Source organism: Massilia sp. 05N420 (genome assembly GCF_056397205.1).
In genome coordinates this window covers 98,220-114,378 of record NZ_JBFTMX010000014.1, presented here as the reverse complement: position 1 = coordinate 114,378, position 16,159 = coordinate 98,220, and the positions used below count along the sequence as shown (strand labels likewise).

General features: G+C 65.2%; 17 protein-coding genes. 10 read left to right on the top strand and 7 right to left on the bottom strand.

Annotated elements, in window-relative coordinates:
• Positions 1–208: 208 nt before the first annotated feature.
• Genes AC1DIX_RS10775 through AC1DIX_RS10765 form a run of 3 tightly spaced genes read left to right on the top strand, consistent with a single transcriptional unit; the run spans position 209 to position 1,214 of the window.
• Positions 209–586, top strand: a complete 378-nt coding sequence (locus AC1DIX_RS10775) for a phiTE_015 family protein (protein WP_442121689.1) — start codon at positions 209–211, stop codon at positions 584–586.
• Positions 586–777, top strand: coding sequence for a DUF1653 domain-containing protein (locus tag AC1DIX_RS10770; RefSeq protein WP_442121688.1), 192 nt, complete (start codon positions 586–588; stop codon positions 775–777). The genes AC1DIX_RS10775 and AC1DIX_RS10770 overlap by 1 nt, the downstream gene beginning before the upstream one ends.
• The gene (locus tag AC1DIX_RS10765; protein ID WP_442121687.1) at positions 774–1,214 is read left to right on the top strand and encodes a hypothetical protein; all 441 of its coding nucleotides are present in this window, start codon (positions 774–776) and stop codon (positions 1,212–1,214) included. The genes AC1DIX_RS10770 and AC1DIX_RS10765 overlap by 4 nt, the downstream gene beginning before the upstream one ends.
• Before the next feature lie 132 nt (positions 1,215–1,346).
• Here AC1DIX_RS10765 and AC1DIX_RS10760 read toward each other — a convergent pair whose 3' ends face one another.
• Entirely contained in the window at positions 1,347–2,843 is a 1,497-nt protein-coding gene (locus AC1DIX_RS10760; protein WP_477324181.1) for a leucyl aminopeptidase, read from the bottom strand.
• 86 nt (positions 2,844–2,929) lie between these two features.
• Here AC1DIX_RS10760 and lptF point away from each other — a divergent pair, with 86 nt between their 5' ends.
• From lptF to AC1DIX_RS10735, 5 genes are all read left to right on the top strand, one after another.
• Positions 2,930–4,078 carry an LPS export ABC transporter permease LptF gene (gene lptF, locus AC1DIX_RS10755; RefSeq protein WP_442121685.1) on the top strand — a complete coding sequence of 383 codons (1,149 nt, stop codon included), beginning with the start codon at positions 2,930–2,932 and terminating at the stop codon, positions 4,076–4,078.
• The gene (gene lptG, locus AC1DIX_RS10750; protein ID WP_442121684.1) at positions 4,075–5,259 is read left to right on the top strand and encodes an LPS export ABC transporter permease LptG; all 1,185 of its coding nucleotides are present in this window, start codon (positions 4,075–4,077) and stop codon (positions 5,257–5,259) included. Before lptF ends, lptG begins: the two co-directional genes overlap by 4 nt.
• Before the next feature lie 10 nt (positions 5,260–5,269).
• Positions 5,270–5,653, top strand: coding sequence for a sirohydrochlorin chelatase (locus tag AC1DIX_RS10745; RefSeq protein WP_442121683.1), 384 nt, complete (start codon positions 5,270–5,272; stop codon positions 5,651–5,653).
• Positions 5,654–5,833: 180 nt separating this feature from the next.
• Entirely contained in the window at positions 5,834–7,960 is a 2,127-nt protein-coding gene (locus AC1DIX_RS10740) for a hypothetical protein (protein WP_477324179.1), read from the top strand.
• Complete coding sequence (locus AC1DIX_RS10735) at positions 7,920–8,351, top strand: DUF4214 domain-containing protein (protein ID WP_477324177.1); 432 nt, start codon at positions 7,920–7,922, stop codon at positions 8,349–8,351. Before AC1DIX_RS10740 ends, AC1DIX_RS10735 begins: the two co-directional genes overlap by 41 nt.
• 18 nt (positions 8,352–8,369) lie before the next feature.
• On the opposite strand, the gene cobA is transcribed toward AC1DIX_RS10735, so the two are convergent.
• The 6 genes from cobA to AC1DIX_RS10705 are packed head-to-tail and all read right to left on the bottom strand — an operon-like array spanning position 8,370 to position 14,445.
• The gene (gene cobA, locus AC1DIX_RS10730; protein WP_477324175.1) at positions 8,370–9,098 is read right to left on the bottom strand and encodes a uroporphyrinogen-III C-methyltransferase; all 729 of its coding nucleotides are present in this window, start codon (positions 9,096–9,098) and stop codon (positions 8,370–8,372) included.
• 38 nt (positions 9,099–9,136) lie between these two features.
• Complete coding sequence (locus tag AC1DIX_RS10725) at positions 9,137–10,480, bottom strand: sulfate adenylyltransferase subunit 1 (RefSeq protein WP_477324173.1); 1,344 nt, start codon at positions 10,478–10,480, stop codon at positions 9,137–9,139.
• Complete coding sequence (gene cysD / locus AC1DIX_RS10720; protein WP_477324171.1) at positions 10,480–11,418, bottom strand: sulfate adenylyltransferase subunit CysD; 939 nt, start codon at positions 11,416–11,418, stop codon at positions 10,480–10,482. Before cysD ends, AC1DIX_RS10725 begins: the two co-directional genes overlap by 1 nt.
• 42 nt (positions 11,419–11,460) lie before the next feature.
• Complete coding sequence (locus tag AC1DIX_RS10715) at positions 11,461–12,201, bottom strand: phosphoadenylyl-sulfate reductase (protein WP_442121743.1); 741 nt, start codon at positions 12,199–12,201, stop codon at positions 11,461–11,463.
• Entirely contained in the window at positions 12,198–12,761 is a 564-nt protein-coding gene (locus tag AC1DIX_RS10710; RefSeq protein WP_442121678.1) for a DUF934 domain-containing protein, read from the bottom strand. Before AC1DIX_RS10710 ends, AC1DIX_RS10715 begins: the two co-directional genes overlap by 4 nt.
• Positions 12,754–14,445, bottom strand: coding sequence for a nitrite/sulfite reductase (locus AC1DIX_RS10705; protein ID WP_442121677.1), 1,692 nt, complete (start codon positions 14,443–14,445; stop codon positions 12,754–12,756). The genes AC1DIX_RS10710 and AC1DIX_RS10705 overlap by 8 nt, the downstream gene beginning before the upstream one ends.
• A 181-nt stretch (positions 14,446–14,626) precedes the next feature.
• Between AC1DIX_RS10705 and AC1DIX_RS10700 the strand changes: the two genes are divergently transcribed.
• Positions 14,627–15,568 carry a CysB family HTH-type transcriptional regulator gene (locus tag AC1DIX_RS10700; protein WP_442121676.1) on the top strand — a complete coding sequence of 314 codons (942 nt, stop codon included), beginning with the start codon at positions 14,627–14,629 and terminating at the stop codon, positions 15,566–15,568.
• Between the two features lie 3 nt (positions 15,569–15,571).
• The gene (locus AC1DIX_RS10695) at positions 15,572–16,114 is read left to right on the top strand and encodes a class I SAM-dependent methyltransferase (protein ID WP_442121675.1); all 543 of its coding nucleotides are present in this window, start codon (positions 15,572–15,574) and stop codon (positions 16,112–16,114) included.
• Positions 16,115–16,159: the final 45 nt, after the last annotated feature.

Sequence of the window (16,159 nt, the reverse complement as noted above, 5' to 3'; positions counted from 1 at the left end):
TTTCGTATCTTTTTTCATTCGGGAAGAAAAAGTTGCAGTAGGCCAATTTTAGTGTAGTATTTGCACATTTCTTTGAAGTCAAGTATCTCCTGGCAATTCATTGCTTTGTTAGGGTTGCCCGGGCCGGAACCGCTCCGGCCACTGGCAGGTGTGTAACGATCGCGGATCCGCAAGCAGGATTTGCACACAGCTTTTGTAAAGGACAGCAATGCGTCAAGCATTCGAAGCATGGGCCCAACGCGATGGCCACATTGTCCGGCGCCGTGAGGATAAGCCGGAAGAGTACCTGGTATATGAAACCCAGCGCCGCTGGTTGATCTGGCAGGCCGCGCTGACGCACGGCAGCAAGGCCCTCGAGGCGCAGCAGGCCCAGCAGGTGCAGAAATTCGCGCCGGCCGAGGACAAGGCCCCGGTCATGCTGGCCGACGAGGCTGCGGTGCGCAACCGCGTGCTGAACGAGGTCCTGGATGCCTTCAGTGCGCTCGACGAGAGTGCAGGCGTCGAAGGCATCGTGCGGGTCATCCAGAGCCTGAAGAAAAAGAGCCAGAGCCAGAACCAGAGCCGCCAGGTCGCAGAACAGGCCTGATGCGCTACCGCCACTACAAGGGCGGGGTCTACGAGCTGGTCTGCGAGGCCGTGCTCGAGGCGGATCATACGCCGGTGATCGTCTACCGTGGCGAGGACGGCAGGACCTGGGTCCGGCCGAAGCACGTCTTTTTCGAAACGGTCGAGGTCGACGGCGTGCGCCTGCCGCGCTTTGCCGCGGACGGTACATGAAGAAAGTTTCATTGCTTGCGCTGGGCGCCTGCCTGGCGGGCTGCGTGGGCAGCGGCGGCATCAACGGCGACTCCCCCGAGCAGCAGGTGGAGGTGCACGCCATTCTCGATCATCGCGAAGTGACCGGCGTCGGCTGCCTGCTGGCGAACGACATCGGCCGCTGGTTCGTGGTCGCGCCCGGACGGGTGACGGTGACCCGCAGCAGCAAGCCGCTGGCCGTCTACTGCAAGCGCGACGGCGTCGGCAGCGCCGATGAGTGGTGGGGCGCCCACTACAAGGCCAACCGCCTGGTCGGCAACATCCTCTTTACCGCGGGCCTGCGCGACTATGTCGAGAACAACTACGCCTATGCTCCCACCCTGACGGTGTTCATGCGCCCGGCTAAGCCTGGCGAAGGGGAGCATGGGGTGGGGGATTCCGCTACGCCCATTTTCTGAGAAAGTGCGTCGTCCCCGCGCAGGCGGGGATCCAAGTTTATACGCATACCGCCAGCTTCAAACGTAACCAGGGCACTACGAACTTGGGCCCCCGCCTGCGCGGGGGCGACGTCGCGTGGGGCGGCGTAGCAATTACACGCGGTTCAACAGGAAAGTCGTCAGCAGCGGCACCGGACGTCCGGTGGCGCCTTTCGCCGCGCCCGACTTCCAGGCGGTGCCGGCGATGTCCAGGTGAGCCCAGGTGTAGTTGCGGGTGAAGTTCTCCAGGAAGCAGGCCGCGGTGATCGAGGCGCCGCCCGGGGTGCCGATATTGGCCAGGTCGGCGAAGTTCGACTTCAGCTGCTCGTTGTACTGCTCGCCGATCGGCAGGCGCCAGGCGGTGTCGCCGGTCTGCTTGCCGGCGTCCATCAGCTCGTCGGCCAGGGCGTTGTGCTGATCATCGTCGCGGGTGAACAGGCCCGAGGTGTGGTGGCCCAGCGAGACGATCACGGCGCCGGTCAGGGTCGCGATGTCGATCACGGCGGCCGGCTTGAAGCGCTCGGCGTAGGTAAGGGCGTCGCACAGGATCAGGCGGCCTTCGGCATCGGTATTCAGGATCTCGATGGTGGTGCCGTTCATCGCGGTGACGATGTCGCCCGGCTTGGTGGCGTGACCCGACGGCATGTTCTCGCAGGCGGCCACGATGCCGACCACGTTCAGCTTCAGACCCATCTCGCCGATCGCGCGGAAGGTACCCAGCACCGAGCCGGCGCCGCACATGTCGTACTTCATTTCGTCCATGTTCGGACCCGGCTTCAGCGAGATGCCGCCGGTGTCGWAGGTGATGCCCTTGCCGACCAGGACCACCGGCGCCTCGTTCTTCTTGCCGCCGTTGTGCTTCAGGACGATGAACTTGGGCGCTTCGTCGCTGCCGCGGGTGACCGACAGGAAGCTGCCCATCTTGAGCGCCTCGAGCTGCTTGCGCTCCAGGACTTCGATGTCGAAGCCGTGGTCGGCGGCCAGCTTCTTGGCGGTGTTGGCCAGGTAGGTCGGGGTGCAGACGTTCGGCGACAGGTTGCCCAGTTCCTTGGTCAGGTTCATGCCGTTGGCGATCGCCTGGGCCTGGGCCAGCACGGTCTTCAGCTGCGCGTTCGCCTGCGGGGCGGCGATGGCCAGCTTGCGCACGCCGGAAGGCAGGGGATCCTTCTTGCTCTTTTGCGCGTCGGTGCGGAATTCGGCCTCGTTGGCGGCAACCACGATGCTGCGGATTGCCCATGCCAGGTCGCGGTCTTTCACATTCTCCAGCGGGAATGCGATAATGGCATCCTGCGCGCCCAGCGTGGCGAAGGTCTTCAGGGCGGCGCTGACGGCGCCGGTGAAGCTCTTCTCGCTCACGGCTTCGTCCGCGCCCATGCCGACCAGCAGCACGCGGGGCGCGGTAACGCCGGCAACGCCGCGCAGCAGAAGGGTGGTGCCGGCTTTGCCGGAGATATCACCCGACTTGACGGCGGCAGCGATCTCGCCGTTCAGGTCGAGGGCTTTGGCGGCCTCCGACAGTTTCTTGTTTTCGAACACTGCGACTGCGACGCAGCCGGATTTGGCTGCGGCCAGCGTGTTTTTTGTGTCGAATGCTTTTATGCTAAAGTCCATTTGGTTCTCCGTTTGTCTATTCGAGGCCGCGGCATGCGAATCGGCGATGCGCGCGTCAGTGCCTAACCTGCAATTATAACTATCGAATGATCTTCCGACGCGCCCTACAGCGTGAATTGGCCAGCGTCGCCGGCGCAACCTTCACCGTCCTGTTTTCCATCCTCGTCACCTGGACCCTGATCACCATCCTCGGCCGGGCCGCGGGAGGCAAGGTCGCATCGGGCGACGTGCTTGCGCTGATCGCTTTTGCGGTGCTGAATTATCTGCCAACAATCCTGATCCTCACCAGCTTTATTTCGGTGCTGGTCGTGATCACGCGCAGCTACCGCGACTCCGAAATGGTCGTCTGGTTCGCCTCCGGCCAGTCGCTCACGCGCTGGATCGCGCCGGTGCTGATCTTCGGCCTGCCGGTCGCGATCCTGGTGGCGGGACTGTCGCTGGTCGCCATGCCCTGGGCCCAGCTCAAGAGCAACGAGTTCACCGAACGCTTCGAGAAGCGCGAAGACCTGCAGCGCGTCGCGCCCGGCCAGTTCCGCGAATCGGTCGCCGCCGACCGCGTGTTCTTCGTCGAAAGCTCCGCGGGGCGTTCCTCGACCGTGGTGCAGAACGTGTTCGTCAATACCATCGACCAGGGTGTGAACACCACCGTGGTCGCCAAGGAAGGCCAGATCGAACCGGACGGCAAGGGCGGCCAGTACCTGGTGCTGAAGAACGGCCGGCGCTACCAGGGCACGCCCGGCAAGCCGGACTTCCAGTCGATGGAATTCGAACGCTACCGGATGCGGGTCTCGAGCCAGGCCCCGGTGATGGGCGACCTCAAGGTCGAGAGCCTGTCGACGCCGGCCCTGATGGCGATGCCGCGCAACCAGTACGCCGATGCCGAACTCCAGTACCGCATCACCGCGCCGATCATGTGCCTGGTGCTGATGCTGCTGGCGATCCCGCTCGGCTTCGTCAACCCGCGCGCCGGCGCCTCGACCAACCTGATCCTGGCGCTGCTGATCTTCTTCACCTACCTGAACCTGACCAAGGCCGCCGAGCAGGCCGTCAAGCAGGCCAAGCTCGCCTTCGGCATGGGCTGGTGGCCGCTGCATGCGCTGGTGCTGCTGGCCGCGCTGGGGCTGTTCGCCTGGCGCCTCAACATCCACCACCGCTGGCATCCGCTGCTGCTGGCGAACGCCTGGAAGCGCCGCCGCCTCCTGCAGAGCGGCGTCGCGAAGGAGGGCGCGAAATGAAGATCCTCGAGCGCTACTTCTTCGTCAACATCGCCCAGGCCGTGGCCTTCGTGCTGGTGGCCTTCCTGGCCCTGGCCGCCTTCATGGACCTGACCGGCGAACTGCCGGCGGTGGGCAAGGGCGGCTACATGATCCAGCACGCGCTGCTCTACGTGCTGATGCTGGTGCCCGGTAATATGTACCGCGTGATGCCGATCGCGGCCCTGCTGGGCACCATCTACACGATGGCGCAGTTCGCCCAGACCTCGGAATTCACGATCATGCGCGCCTCATCGATGTCGACCCGGATGACGGCCTGGATCCTGTTCAAGATCGGCGTCGTGTTCGTGGTCGTCACCTTCATCTTCGGCGAGCTGGTCACGCCGCGCACGGCGCCGCTGGCCGAGCGCCTGCGCCTGTCGGCCAAGGGCGCCACCGTGTCGGCCGAATTCCGCTCCGGCATGTGGACCAAGGACACCATCCACGAGGGCGGACCGAAGGGCCCGGTGACCGGTTCGCGTTTCTTCAACGCGCGCCAGATCCTCCCGGACGGCCAGCTGCAGGACGTGCGCCTCTACGAGTTCGATAACAATATGCGCATGCGTGCGCTGATCACGGCCGCCAGTGCCGTCTTCGGCGGCAACCACACCTGGCGCCTGCAGAACGTGACCGAGACCCAGTTCACCAACAGCCGCACGCTGCCCGCACCGGGCGCGCCGCTGCCGAACGGCCAGACCATCCAGAACAGCTTCGGCCAGGACACCGCCGCCGTTTCCACGCGCAAGATCCCGACCCTCGACCTGGAATCGGAGATCACGCCGAAGATCCTGTCGGTGTCGCGTTCCGATCCGGAGCGCATGTCGGCCAACGAACTGGCCGTCTACACGCGCCACCTGGCCGAGAACCGCCAGGAAACCGAGCGCTTCAAGATCGCCTTCTGGCGCAAGCTGATCGGCCCGCTGTCGATCTTCGTGATGATGGCGCTGGCGCTGCCCTTCGGCTACCTGCAGGTGCGCAGCGGCGGGGTCAGCTTCAAGATCTTCGTCGGCATCATGATCGGCGTGAGCTTCATGTTGATCGACAACCTGTTCTCGCACATCGGCATGCTGTCGACCTGGCCGGCCTTCATGACGGCGGTCGCGCCCAGCCTGCTGTTCCTGCTGCTCGCGCTGGGCGCCCTGCGCTGGGTCGAGCGGCGTTAGGGAGACCATCGTGGAACCGCATTCCGATCGTGCCCTGATCCTGTTCGCCCACGGCGCCCGCGCCGCTTCCTGGGCCGCGCCTTTCCAGCGGCTGCGCGAGCTCACCGCCGGGCAGCGGCCCGACGTCGCGGTCTCGCTGGCCTTCCTCGAGCTGATGACGCCCAGCCTGCCGGAAGAGGCGGCGCTGCTCACCGCGCGCGGCATACGCGAGATCACCATCGTTCCAATCTTCCTGGGGCAGGGCGGCCACCTGCTGCGCGACCTCCCGCGCCTGGTCGAGGAACTGCGCGCCGCCCATCCCGACGTAAGCTTTTCGACAGTGCCCGCGGTCGGCGAAGACCCGGACGTGCTGGCGGCCATGGCGGCCTATTGCGTGGGCGCCCTTCCTGGTTGATCCATCTATGCTGTTCGCTAACTGACTTGCAGTCGATGCAATCTTTTTCGATAACTGAGTTGTTTCCAGGCTAATCTTTCGTTGGTTTTCGGTGAACTTCCCGCACGGAAAACAATTTCCTCATTGAATTTAAATTTGCCGTAGGGAATCATAGCGGATATCGCCCCGCTCCTGATTCCCATGACCTCCCCCTCGACCACCATCTACGTCCGCCCGACCTGGGGCAGCCCTGCCTGGACCTATGCCGGCACCACCGTGGCATCGGGCGCATCGTCTTCCGCCGTGACGGCGGTTGCATTCGATATCGCCAGCGCCGCCGGGCAGCAGCTGTCGCGCGGCCAGCTCCAGTACAGCTACGACAACGGCAAGACCTGGAACCCGTACACGCTGCCGGTCGACGGCCAAGGCAGCTATGTCCAGGCGAGCGGCACCCTGTGGCGCTTCCTCGACGGCAGCACCGACACGACCTCGTCGAACACCTTCAGCGCCCACTACAGGCTGGCTGACGGCAGCGTGGTCTCGAGCGACAACACGGTCATCGTCGACAATGCGCCCGGTGGCCTCACCGGCGAAAACGACACGATGTTCTCGACCATGCAGGCCGGCGCGGTGGTCGACCAGCTGTCCCCGATCGACACCGGTTCGCCGACCGGCGGACGCTGGGTGATCGACAGCCAGTCGACTCCCGGCCTGTTCTCGATCGCCTACAACCCGGCCACCGACTCCTCGGCGCGCCTGGTGATCGCCGATGCCGCCCAGCTCCCGGCCACCGGCCTGTCGGCGACGGTGACGGTGCATTACTACGACCGCTACCAGCTCGACGCCAACGGCAATCCGAAAGCGGGCGAGGGCGTCGCCAGCATCCTGAGCTATACCGTGCAGGATGGCATTACGCAGGACCTGACGGGCTTCGGCAACGACCTGAAACTCGGCGCGGCCAGCAATGCCTGGGCCGCCAATCCGTCGCTGGCGACACTGTCGAACGGCGGCTTCGTCGCCGTCTGGCAGGGCGGTGACACTGCGGCCGGCGCTCCGGTGGCGGGCGGTCTGGGGGCCGGCCTGTGGGCGCAGATGCGCGACGCCAGCGGCGCCGCCACCGGTGCGGCCTTCGCGCTGACGCCGAGCGGCGACGCCAAACTCGAAGGCGAGCCGGCGGTGACGGCGCTCGCCAACGGCCGCTTCGTGGTCGCCTATTCCGTGAACGACGGCAGCGCCACCCGCATCGCCTACCGCGTGGTCGAGGCCAACGGCAGCGCCGGCGCCGAACACGTGCTGGACGGGAGCGCCAGCTTTGATGCCGCCATGCCGGCGCTGACCACCCTCGCCGACGGTTCCTTCGCGGTCGGCTGGCGCAGCGGCGGCGCAGTCCACGTGCAGTTGGCCGCCGCCGACGGTTCCCTGGCCGGCGCGCAGAAAGACTACGGCGCGCTGTCCTCGGCCTTCAGCCCGAGCCTGTCGGCGCTGAAGCAGGGCGGCTATGTGGTGTCCTGGGGCGAGATCAACGACGGCAATGTGTACGCCGCCACCAGCGCCTCGAACCAGGCCTTCGTCGTCAACGGCGACGGCTACGCGGCCAGCCTGGCGACCGCGGCCCCGCTGCCGCACTTGACCACGCTCGCAAACGGCAACTTCGTGGTGGCCTGGGACAGCTATGTCAACGAGCCGCTCGGCTACTCGATGAGCGACATCTTCTTCAAGGTCTACGACAGCACCGGCCACGCGCTGGGCGCGGCGACGCAGGCGAACATGCAGTCCGGCGGCGGCCGCTACGACGCCGCGGTGACCGCGCTGTCCGACGGCGGCTTCGTGGTCGCCTGGCAGTCGCAGAGCGGCGACTACGACGGCAGCGGCATCTTCGGCCGCCGCTTCGGCGCCGACGGCAGCCCGGTCGACGTCCAGGAATTCGGGATCAACCAGATGCGCGCCGGCGACCAGACCAGTCCGGACCTGGTGGCCCTCGCCAACGGCGGCTTTGCCGCGGCCTGGGTCGACAGCCAGGCGGGCGGCGTGTCGGTCGAAGCGCGCGTCTACTCGGGGACGCCGGCCGCGCCGGTGCAGGACAGCGCGCAGAATTCGCATGCCGGCGACACCGCAGGCGCTCCGGCACCGGCCGTCAGCACCCCAAGTGCCGGGGGCGCGATTGCGGCCCAGRCCCTGGCTACGGCCGGTAACAACATGCTGTCGGCCGGCAGCGGCGGCGGACTGTTGGATGGCAAGGATGGTCTGGATACAGTCGTCTTCGGCAACGTGCGCGCCAACTACTCCGTTGCTGGCGAACGTCGAACGCCTGCAGTTCGCCGACGATAGTATCGCGCTGGATGTCGGCGGCAACGCCGGCGAAACCTATCGTCTGTACCAGGCTGCGTTCGACCGCACGCCGGACAAGTCGGGCCTGAGCTTCTGGATCAAGGCAATGGACGATGGCCACACGCTGCTGGACGTGGCCACCAGTTTCATGAACAGCAGCGAATTCGTGCAGAAATATGGCGCGAACACGACCGACGCCCAGTTCATCGCTGCGCTGTACCAGAACGTGCTGCATCGTGCGCCGGATACCGCGGGCTACGATTTCTGGCTGCAGGCGCTGCACGATACCTCGCGCGCGCAGGTGCTGACCAACTTCAGCGAAAGCACCGAGAACCAGACCCAGATCGTCGGCATGATCCAGCACGGCATCGACTACACGCCGCTGGCTTGAGGCCTGTACGGGACAGGCTTACGGGAGGTCAGGCGCCTGGAGGGGACGGCGTTGCAGGGCTTCGCCGATCATCACCAGCACCGGGCCGTGGGCCATGTCCAGGCCGTGGGCCAGGTCGGACAGGGTCAGGCGCAGGATGCGCTGGTCGGGGCGGCTGCAGTTTTCGATCACGACCACCGGCAGGTCGGGGCGGCGCCCCTGGCCGAGCAGGCGCTCGGCGGTGGCGGCGGCTTCGCGTCCGCCCATGTACTGCACCATGGTGTCGGTCTCGGGAAGGGCGGCATGTTCCGGCTGGTCGGGCGCGGTGCTCGAGGTGAAGAAGGCGACGCTGCGCGCCACCCCGCGCTTGGTGAGAGGCTGCCGGGTGGCCGCCGCCGCCGCCACCGCCGTGGTGATGCCGGGGACGACCTCGACTTCGATGCCGGCTTCCTCGAGGGCGCGCAACTCCTCGTCGGCGCGCCCGAACAGCATCGGATCGCCACCCTTCAGGCGCACCACCATCCGGTAACGCCGCGCGCATTCGACCAGCTGTTCGTTGATATGGACCTGGGCGGTGGAGCGCTGGCCGGAACGCTTGCCGACCGAGATCTTCTCGGCCTCGGCGCACAATTCCAGCATCTCGGGCGTGACGAGGGCGTCGTACAGCACGACGTCGGCCTGGGCCAGCAGGCGTGCGCCGCGTACGGTGATGAGGTCAGCCGCGCCGGGACCGGCTCCGATCAGATATACCTTTCCCAGCACTGCCATGTTTTCTCTTGGTTCCAGTTGGTAGCCGTCGTTGCAAATTATTCGCTCAAGCGAATCATACCCGCAGCCACCGTCTGATGGGTCACTTCATCGATCAGGATGAAAGCCCCGGTCGCACGAATATCCTCATACGCATCCGCCGCCAGCGGCTGCTGCACGGCCAGCTCGATGCGGGCGATGTCGTTCAGCTTCAAGCCTTCCGCCGCATGACGCTGCTGGGTGTTCACGTCGAGGATGTTCTCGATTGCCTTCACCTTGGCCATGGTCTGGCGGGTGCCGTGCTTGATCCAGTATTTGCGGCGTACGTCCAGCGGCTCGTCGGCCATCCAGCAGACGTCGGCTTTCACCTGCTTGAGCAGGGTGGCCGGTTGTGCGGCCCCGGCCAGCACGTCGCCGCGCGAGATGTCCACGTATTCGTTCAGCAGCAGGGTGATCGACTGGCCGGCCACCGCGGTCTTCAGGCCGCCGTCGAAGGTCTGGATCTCCTTGACCGTGGCTTCGACGCCGGACGGCTGCACCACCAGCTTGTCGCCCACCGAGACCTTGCCCGACTCGATGCGGCCCATGTAGCCGCGGAAGTCGTTGGCTTCGTGGCCGTTGTGGCGCGCCACCAGCTGCACCGGGAAGCGGAAGGGAGCGTCGTGGGTTTCGTCGTAGACGCTGATCGATTCCAGCAGCTCGATCAGGGTCGGGCCTTCGTACCACGGCATGTTGTCGGTCTTCTCGACCACGTTGTCGCCGGCCAGCGCCGACAGCGGGATCGCGGTGATGTCCTGCAGGCCGAGGCTGTTGGCGAATTCGGTGTAGGCGCCGACGGTGCGGTCGTAGACGCTGCGGTCGTAGTTCACCAGGTCCATCTTGTTGACGGCCACGATCACGTGCTCGATCTGCAGCAGCTTGGCGATGGTCGAGTGCCGCTTGGTCTGGGTCAGCAGCTCGACGCTGCCGTCGTCGCCCAGCTTCACCTTCGAGACGTCGACCAGGATGATCACGGCATCCGCGGTCGAGGCGCCGGTCACCATATTGCGGGTGTACTGCTCGTGGCCGGGCGTGTCCGCGATGATGAACTTGCGCTTCGGGGTGGCGAAGTAACGGTAGGCGACATCGATCGTGATGCCCTGTTCGCGCTCGGCCTCCAGGCCGTCGGTCAGCAGGGACAGGTCGATGGTGTCGCCGACGGTGCGCTTGTGCTTCGAGCGCGAGACGGCGGCCAGCTGGTCGGCGAAGATGCCCTTGCTGTCGTACAGCAGGCGGCCGATCAGGGTGCTCTTGCCGTCGTCGACGGAGCCGGCCGTGATGAAGCGCAGCAGGCTGGCCTGGCCGGACAGGTCGGCGGCGTGGTTCAGTTCTTCGTTTGCAGGTGAAACAATACGGGCGTTCATCAGAAGTATCCTTGTTTTTTCCGCTTTTCCATCGACGCTTCCGAGGTCTGGTCGTCCATGCGGGTAGCGCCGCGCTCGGTGATCTGGGTGATCGCGGTTTCGGCGATGATGTCGGCCGGGGTGGCCGCGGTCGAGGCCACCGGGCAGGTGCAGGAGATGTCGCCGACGGTGCGGAAGCGCACGGTCTGGGTCTCGACCTGCTCGCCTTCGCGGGCCGGGGTCAGCGGGGTCAGCGGCACAAGCAGGCCGTTGCGCGGGATCACCTGGCGCTCGTGGGCGTAATAGATCGGCGGCAGGGCCAGCTTTTCGCGGGCGATGTACTGCCAGACGTCGAGCTCGGTCCAGTTCGAGATCGGGAACACGCGCATGTTCTCGCCCGGGTGGACGCGGGTGTTATACAGGTCCCACAGCTCGGGGCGCTGGGCCTTCGGGTCCCACTGGCCGAATTCGTCGCGGAAGGAGAAGATGCGCTCCTTGGCGCGCGCCTTTTCCTCGTCGCGGYGGGCGCCGCCGATGCAGGCGTCGAAGCCGTATTCGGCGATGGTTTCCAGCAGCGTGATCGCCTGGGCCGCGTTGCGCGAATCGGTTTGCGGATTGCGCAGGCGTACCGTGCCCTTCTTGATCGAGTCCTCGACCGAGCCGACGATCAGGCGCTCGCCCAGTTCGGCAACGCGGGCGTCGCGGAAGGCGATCACTTCGTCGAAGTTGTGGCCGGTGTCGATGTGGACCAGCGGGAAGGGGAATTTACCCGGACGGAAGGCCTTTTCGGCCAGGCGCAGCAGCACCACGGAATCCTTGCCGCCCGAGAACAGCAGGGCCGGGTTCGAGCACTCGGCCGCAACCTCGCGCAGGATGTGGATCGCTTCCGATTCGAGGGCGTCCAGGTGGCGGGAATTCACGTCGCCGAGCGCTCCCGGAGTATCAGTAAAAGTCGTCATGATGGCCTTGCCTGTCTATGTCTTGTGTTCGTTCGCGGCGGCTCAGGCAGCCACGGACTTGATACGAATAAGTTTGCCGTCGACCAGGTGCAGTCCGCATTCTTTCGATTCCGGATTCTCCCACCACCAGCGGCCGGCGCGGATATCTTCGCCTGGCTGGATCGCGCGGGTGCAGGGTTCGCAGCCGATCGACGGGTAGCCGCGGTCATGCAGGCTGTTGTAGGGGACGTCGTTGGTGCGGATATATTCCCACACATCCTGCTCGGACCAGTCGGCCAGCGGGTTGAACTTGGCCATGCCGTGGGTGGCGTCGTCTTCCTGCACGGCCAGCTCGGCGCGGGTGGTCGACTGGGCGCGGCGCTGGCCGGTGATCCAGGCTTTTTTTCCGTTCAGGGCGCGCCCCAGCGGCTCGACCTTGCGCACGCGGCAGCATTCCTTGCGCATCTCGACGCTGTCGTAGAAGGCGTTCAGGCCGTTCTGCGCCACATACTGCTCGACCGCTTCCGGCTGCGGCCGGAACAGGGCGATCTCGACGCCATAATGGGTCTTGACCTTGTCCAGCACGTCCAGGGTTTCCTTGTGCAGGCGGCCGGTTTCCAGCGAAAAAATGCCGATCGGAAGGGCTGCCTTCAGGATCAGGTCGGTCAGGACCATGTCCTCGGCCGCCAGGCTGGAGGCGAATACGGCCGGCGAAAAATCGCGTGCGATGCGTTCCAGGATGGCGCGGGTTTCGGTGACGCGCGCGTGCAGGTCGCTCATGGTGTCTTCCTGTTGGTGCTTCAGATGCCGGCGCCGACGTCGCTGTGCTCGGGCGGCACATCGCGCTGGTGGCGGCGGAACAGTGGCAGCGGCTGGTCGACCGATGCCTGGTAGGTTTCGGAGAACACGGTCAGGCCCTTCAGCGCATCGTGGATCGAGCGGTCCTGGCGCGTCGCATAGGCGTCGAAGCCGCAGCGAACCATCTGGAACAGCTGGTCGCGCAGCACGTCGCCGATCGCACGCAGCTCGCCGGTATAGCCCAGGCGCTTGCGCAGGTTGAAGGCGATCGAATAGCCGCGGCCGTCGCTGAACTTCGGGAAGTCGACGGCGATCACGGCGAACTTGCCGAGTTCGTCCTTGACGCTGTGGGCCTGCTCGTCGGGGGCGAACCAGAGACCGAGCTGCGGACGCGCGGCCAGGGTCGCGCGCTGGGCTTCCCAGACCGCCAGGGGAACGATGATCTTGCCGTCCGGGACCGCGACGCTCTCGGGCGTTTCGCCCTCGTCGAGGCGCAGGACGGTCCAGTCGTCGGCGACGACTTCGCGGCCCTTGATGATCTGTTCGTGGTGCTGCAGCTTAGGCATATTCATCTTCTCCGACAGCCAGTTCGCCGGCCGGGATCGGCGTGGCATAGACATGTTCCTTGAACGGGTTGACACCGAGACGCTGGGCGACGTCGACGAAGCGCTCGCCCTCGACGCGCTCGCGCACATAGACGTCGAGCAGACGCTGGACCACTTCCGGCATCTGCGCCGCCGAGAACGAGGGGCCGATGATCTTGCCGAGCGCCGCTGCATTGCCCTGGGCGCCGCCGATCGACACCTGGTACCACTCGGCGCCGTCCTTGTCCACGCCCAGGATGCCGATGTGGCCGACGTGGTGGTGGCCGCAGGCGTTGATGCAGCCCGAGATGTTCAGTTCGATGTCGCCGATGTCGTGCTGGTAGTCGATGTCGTCGAAGCGCTGGGCGATGGCGGCCGCGATCGGGATCGATTTCGCGTTCGCCAGCGAGCAGTAGTCGCCGCCCGGGCAGGAGATGATGTCGGTCAGCAGGCCGATGTTCGGCGTCGCCAGGCCCTTGGCCTTGGCCTGTTCCCAGATCTCGTACAACCTGGCTTGCTCGACGTCGGCCAGCACCAGGTTCTGCTCGTGGGTCACGCGCAGTTCGCCGAAGCTGTAGCGGTCGGCCAGGTCGGCGACGAAATCCATCTGTTCGGCGGTGGCGTCGCCCGGCGGCACGCCGGTCTTCTTCAGCGACAGCACGACCGAGGCATAGCCCGCCATCTTGTGCGGCTTGACGTTGCGCTGCAGCCAGTTCTGGAAGGCGCGGTTGGATTCATGGCCGGCGCGCGGGTCGATGTTGTCCAGCGCGGCATACGGCGGCGGGTTGAAGTAGGCGGCAACGCGGTCCAGTTCCTCGCGGGTCAGGGTTTCCGGGCCACCCTTGAGGTCGGCAAATTCCTGCTCGACCATGCGCGCGAATTCCTCGGCGCCGACGGCTTTCACCAGGATCTTGATGCGGGCCTTGTACTTGTTGTCGCGGCGGCCGAACTGGTTGTACACGCGCATGACCGCCTGCGTATAGGTCAGCAGGTCCTGCCAGGGCACGAATTCGTTGATCGTGCTGCCGATGATGGGCGTACGGCCGAGGCCGCCACCAACCATGAACTTGAAGCCGACTTCGCCGGCGGCATTGCGCACCGCGGTCAGGCCGATGTCGTGCACGGCGATCGCGGCGCGGTCGGCGACCGCGCCGTTGATGGCGATCTTGAACTTGCGGGGCAGGGCGACGAACTCGGGGTGGAAGGTGCTCCACTGGCGGATGATCTCCGCGAAGGGGCGCGGATCGACGATCTCGTCCGCGGCCACGCCGGCGAACTGGTCGGTGGTCGTGTTGCGGATGCAATTGCCCGAGGTCTGGATCGCATGCATTTCCACCGAGGCCAGGTCGGTCAGGATGTCCGGGGTCTGCTCCAGCTCGATCCAGTTGAACTGGATGTTCTGGCGCGTCGTGAAGTGACCGTAGCCGCGGTCGTAGGTGCGGGCGATGTGGGCGAACATGCGCAGTTGCTTGGTGGACAGCAGGCCGTAGGGCACGGCAATGCGCAGCATGTAGGCATGGCGCTGCATGTACAGGCCGTTCTGCAGGCGCAGCGGCAGGAATTCTTCTTCGGTCAGCTCATCGCTGAGGCGGCGCCTCACCTGGTCGCGGTATTGGGCGATGCGCTCGCGTACGATGAGATGGTCGTATTGGTCGTAACGGTACATGGCATGGATCCTGGTTACGGCCGCCCGCCTCAAGGATGACGAGGGGCCCGGTAGACTATGTGGAATCTTAATAAAATGGCGTCTTATTCCAAACTACTGAGAATTTATTTGCTTATATGAGCCAGCGGCATAAGCATCCTTGTAAAATGCGTCTACGGCTTTTATCAATACAAAAAGGGCAATGAACCTACACCAATTACGCTTTGTCCGCGAGGCGGTCCGCCAAAACTTCAACCTGACCGACGCCGCCAAGGCGCTGTTCACGTCCCAGCCCGGGGTGTCCAAGGCCATCATCGAACTCGAAGAAGAGCTCGGGGTCGACATCTTCACCCGCCACGGCAAGCGCATCCGCGGCCTGACCGAGCCGGGCCGGCTGGTGCTGGAATCCGTCGAGCTGATCATGCAGGAGATCGACAGCCTCAAGCGGATCGGCAAGGAGTACGCGGCCCAGGACAGCGGCAGCTTCACCATCGCGACCACCCATACCCAGGCGCGCTACATGCTGCCGAAGGTGGTGCAGGCCTTCATGCTGAAGTTCCCGAAAGTGCGGCTGTCCCTGCTGCAGGGCAATCCGCGCCAGATCGCCGACATGGTCAAGAACGACCAGGCCGACATGGCCATCGCCACCGAGTCGATCGCCGCCGTCGACGGCCTGATCACCTTGCCGTGCTACCAGTGGGAGCACGTGCTGGTGGTGCCGCACGAACACGCGCTGACGCGCTCGAAGGCGATTTCGCTGGAAGAGATTGCCAGCTATCCGCTGATCACCTACGATGCCGCCTTCGCCGGCCGCAGCAAGATCGATCACGCCTTCGAACTGCGCAACCTGAAACCGGACGTGCTGCTGGAAGCGATCGACGCCGACGTCATCAAGACTTATGTGGAACTGGGCATGGGCGTGGGCATCATCGCCGGCATGGCCTTCGATCCCGAGCGCGACCGCAACCTGCGCGCGATCCCGGTCGGCCAGCTGTTCGGGATGAACGTCTCGCGGGTGGCGGTGAAGCAGGGCGCCTATCTGCGCAGCTATATCTATACCTTCATCGAGCTGCTCGCGCCGACGCTCAACCGCAAGATGGTCGAGTCGGCGATGCGCGGGACCGCCGATAATTACGAGCTGTAAATCATGAATCACGAAGAACACGACGACAACGAAGACCAGGAAGACCAGGAAGCGTACGAAGAGTACGACGAAGAAGACGCCGAGATGTCGGACCGCGACGCCGACCTGGCCGACGTGCGCGACCAGGTGGCCGAGCTGACGGCCGGCCACACGGTGCTGGAACTGAACGGCGAGGACGGCCAGGTGCCGGCCCTGCCCGAGGGCGCCGCCGGCTATACCGCGGTGGTGGCCGAATTCTGCTGGTCGCGCCTGAAGCGCGAGGAGCAGGATGCCTTCCTGGGCAAGCTGCGCAAGGCGGCGGCCAAGGATGCGCTGCTGGTGCTGCTGGACGACGTCTATGTCGAAGGGACCAGCAATCCGGTGGCCCGCACCGATGCCCAGGGCAATACCTACGAGGTGGTCGCCACCGAAGACGGCAGCCGGATCGAGCGTCCCAAGAGCTACCCGACCGACAGCGCGCTGCGCAAGCGCCTGGGCACTGCTGTAAAGGCGCTCAGGATCGCGCGCTGGGAATATTTCTGGGTGCTGACCGGCCGCTTGAAGTAAGGAATCGTATTCCCGGTTTTTGCGATCGGGATTACTGTATGCCGA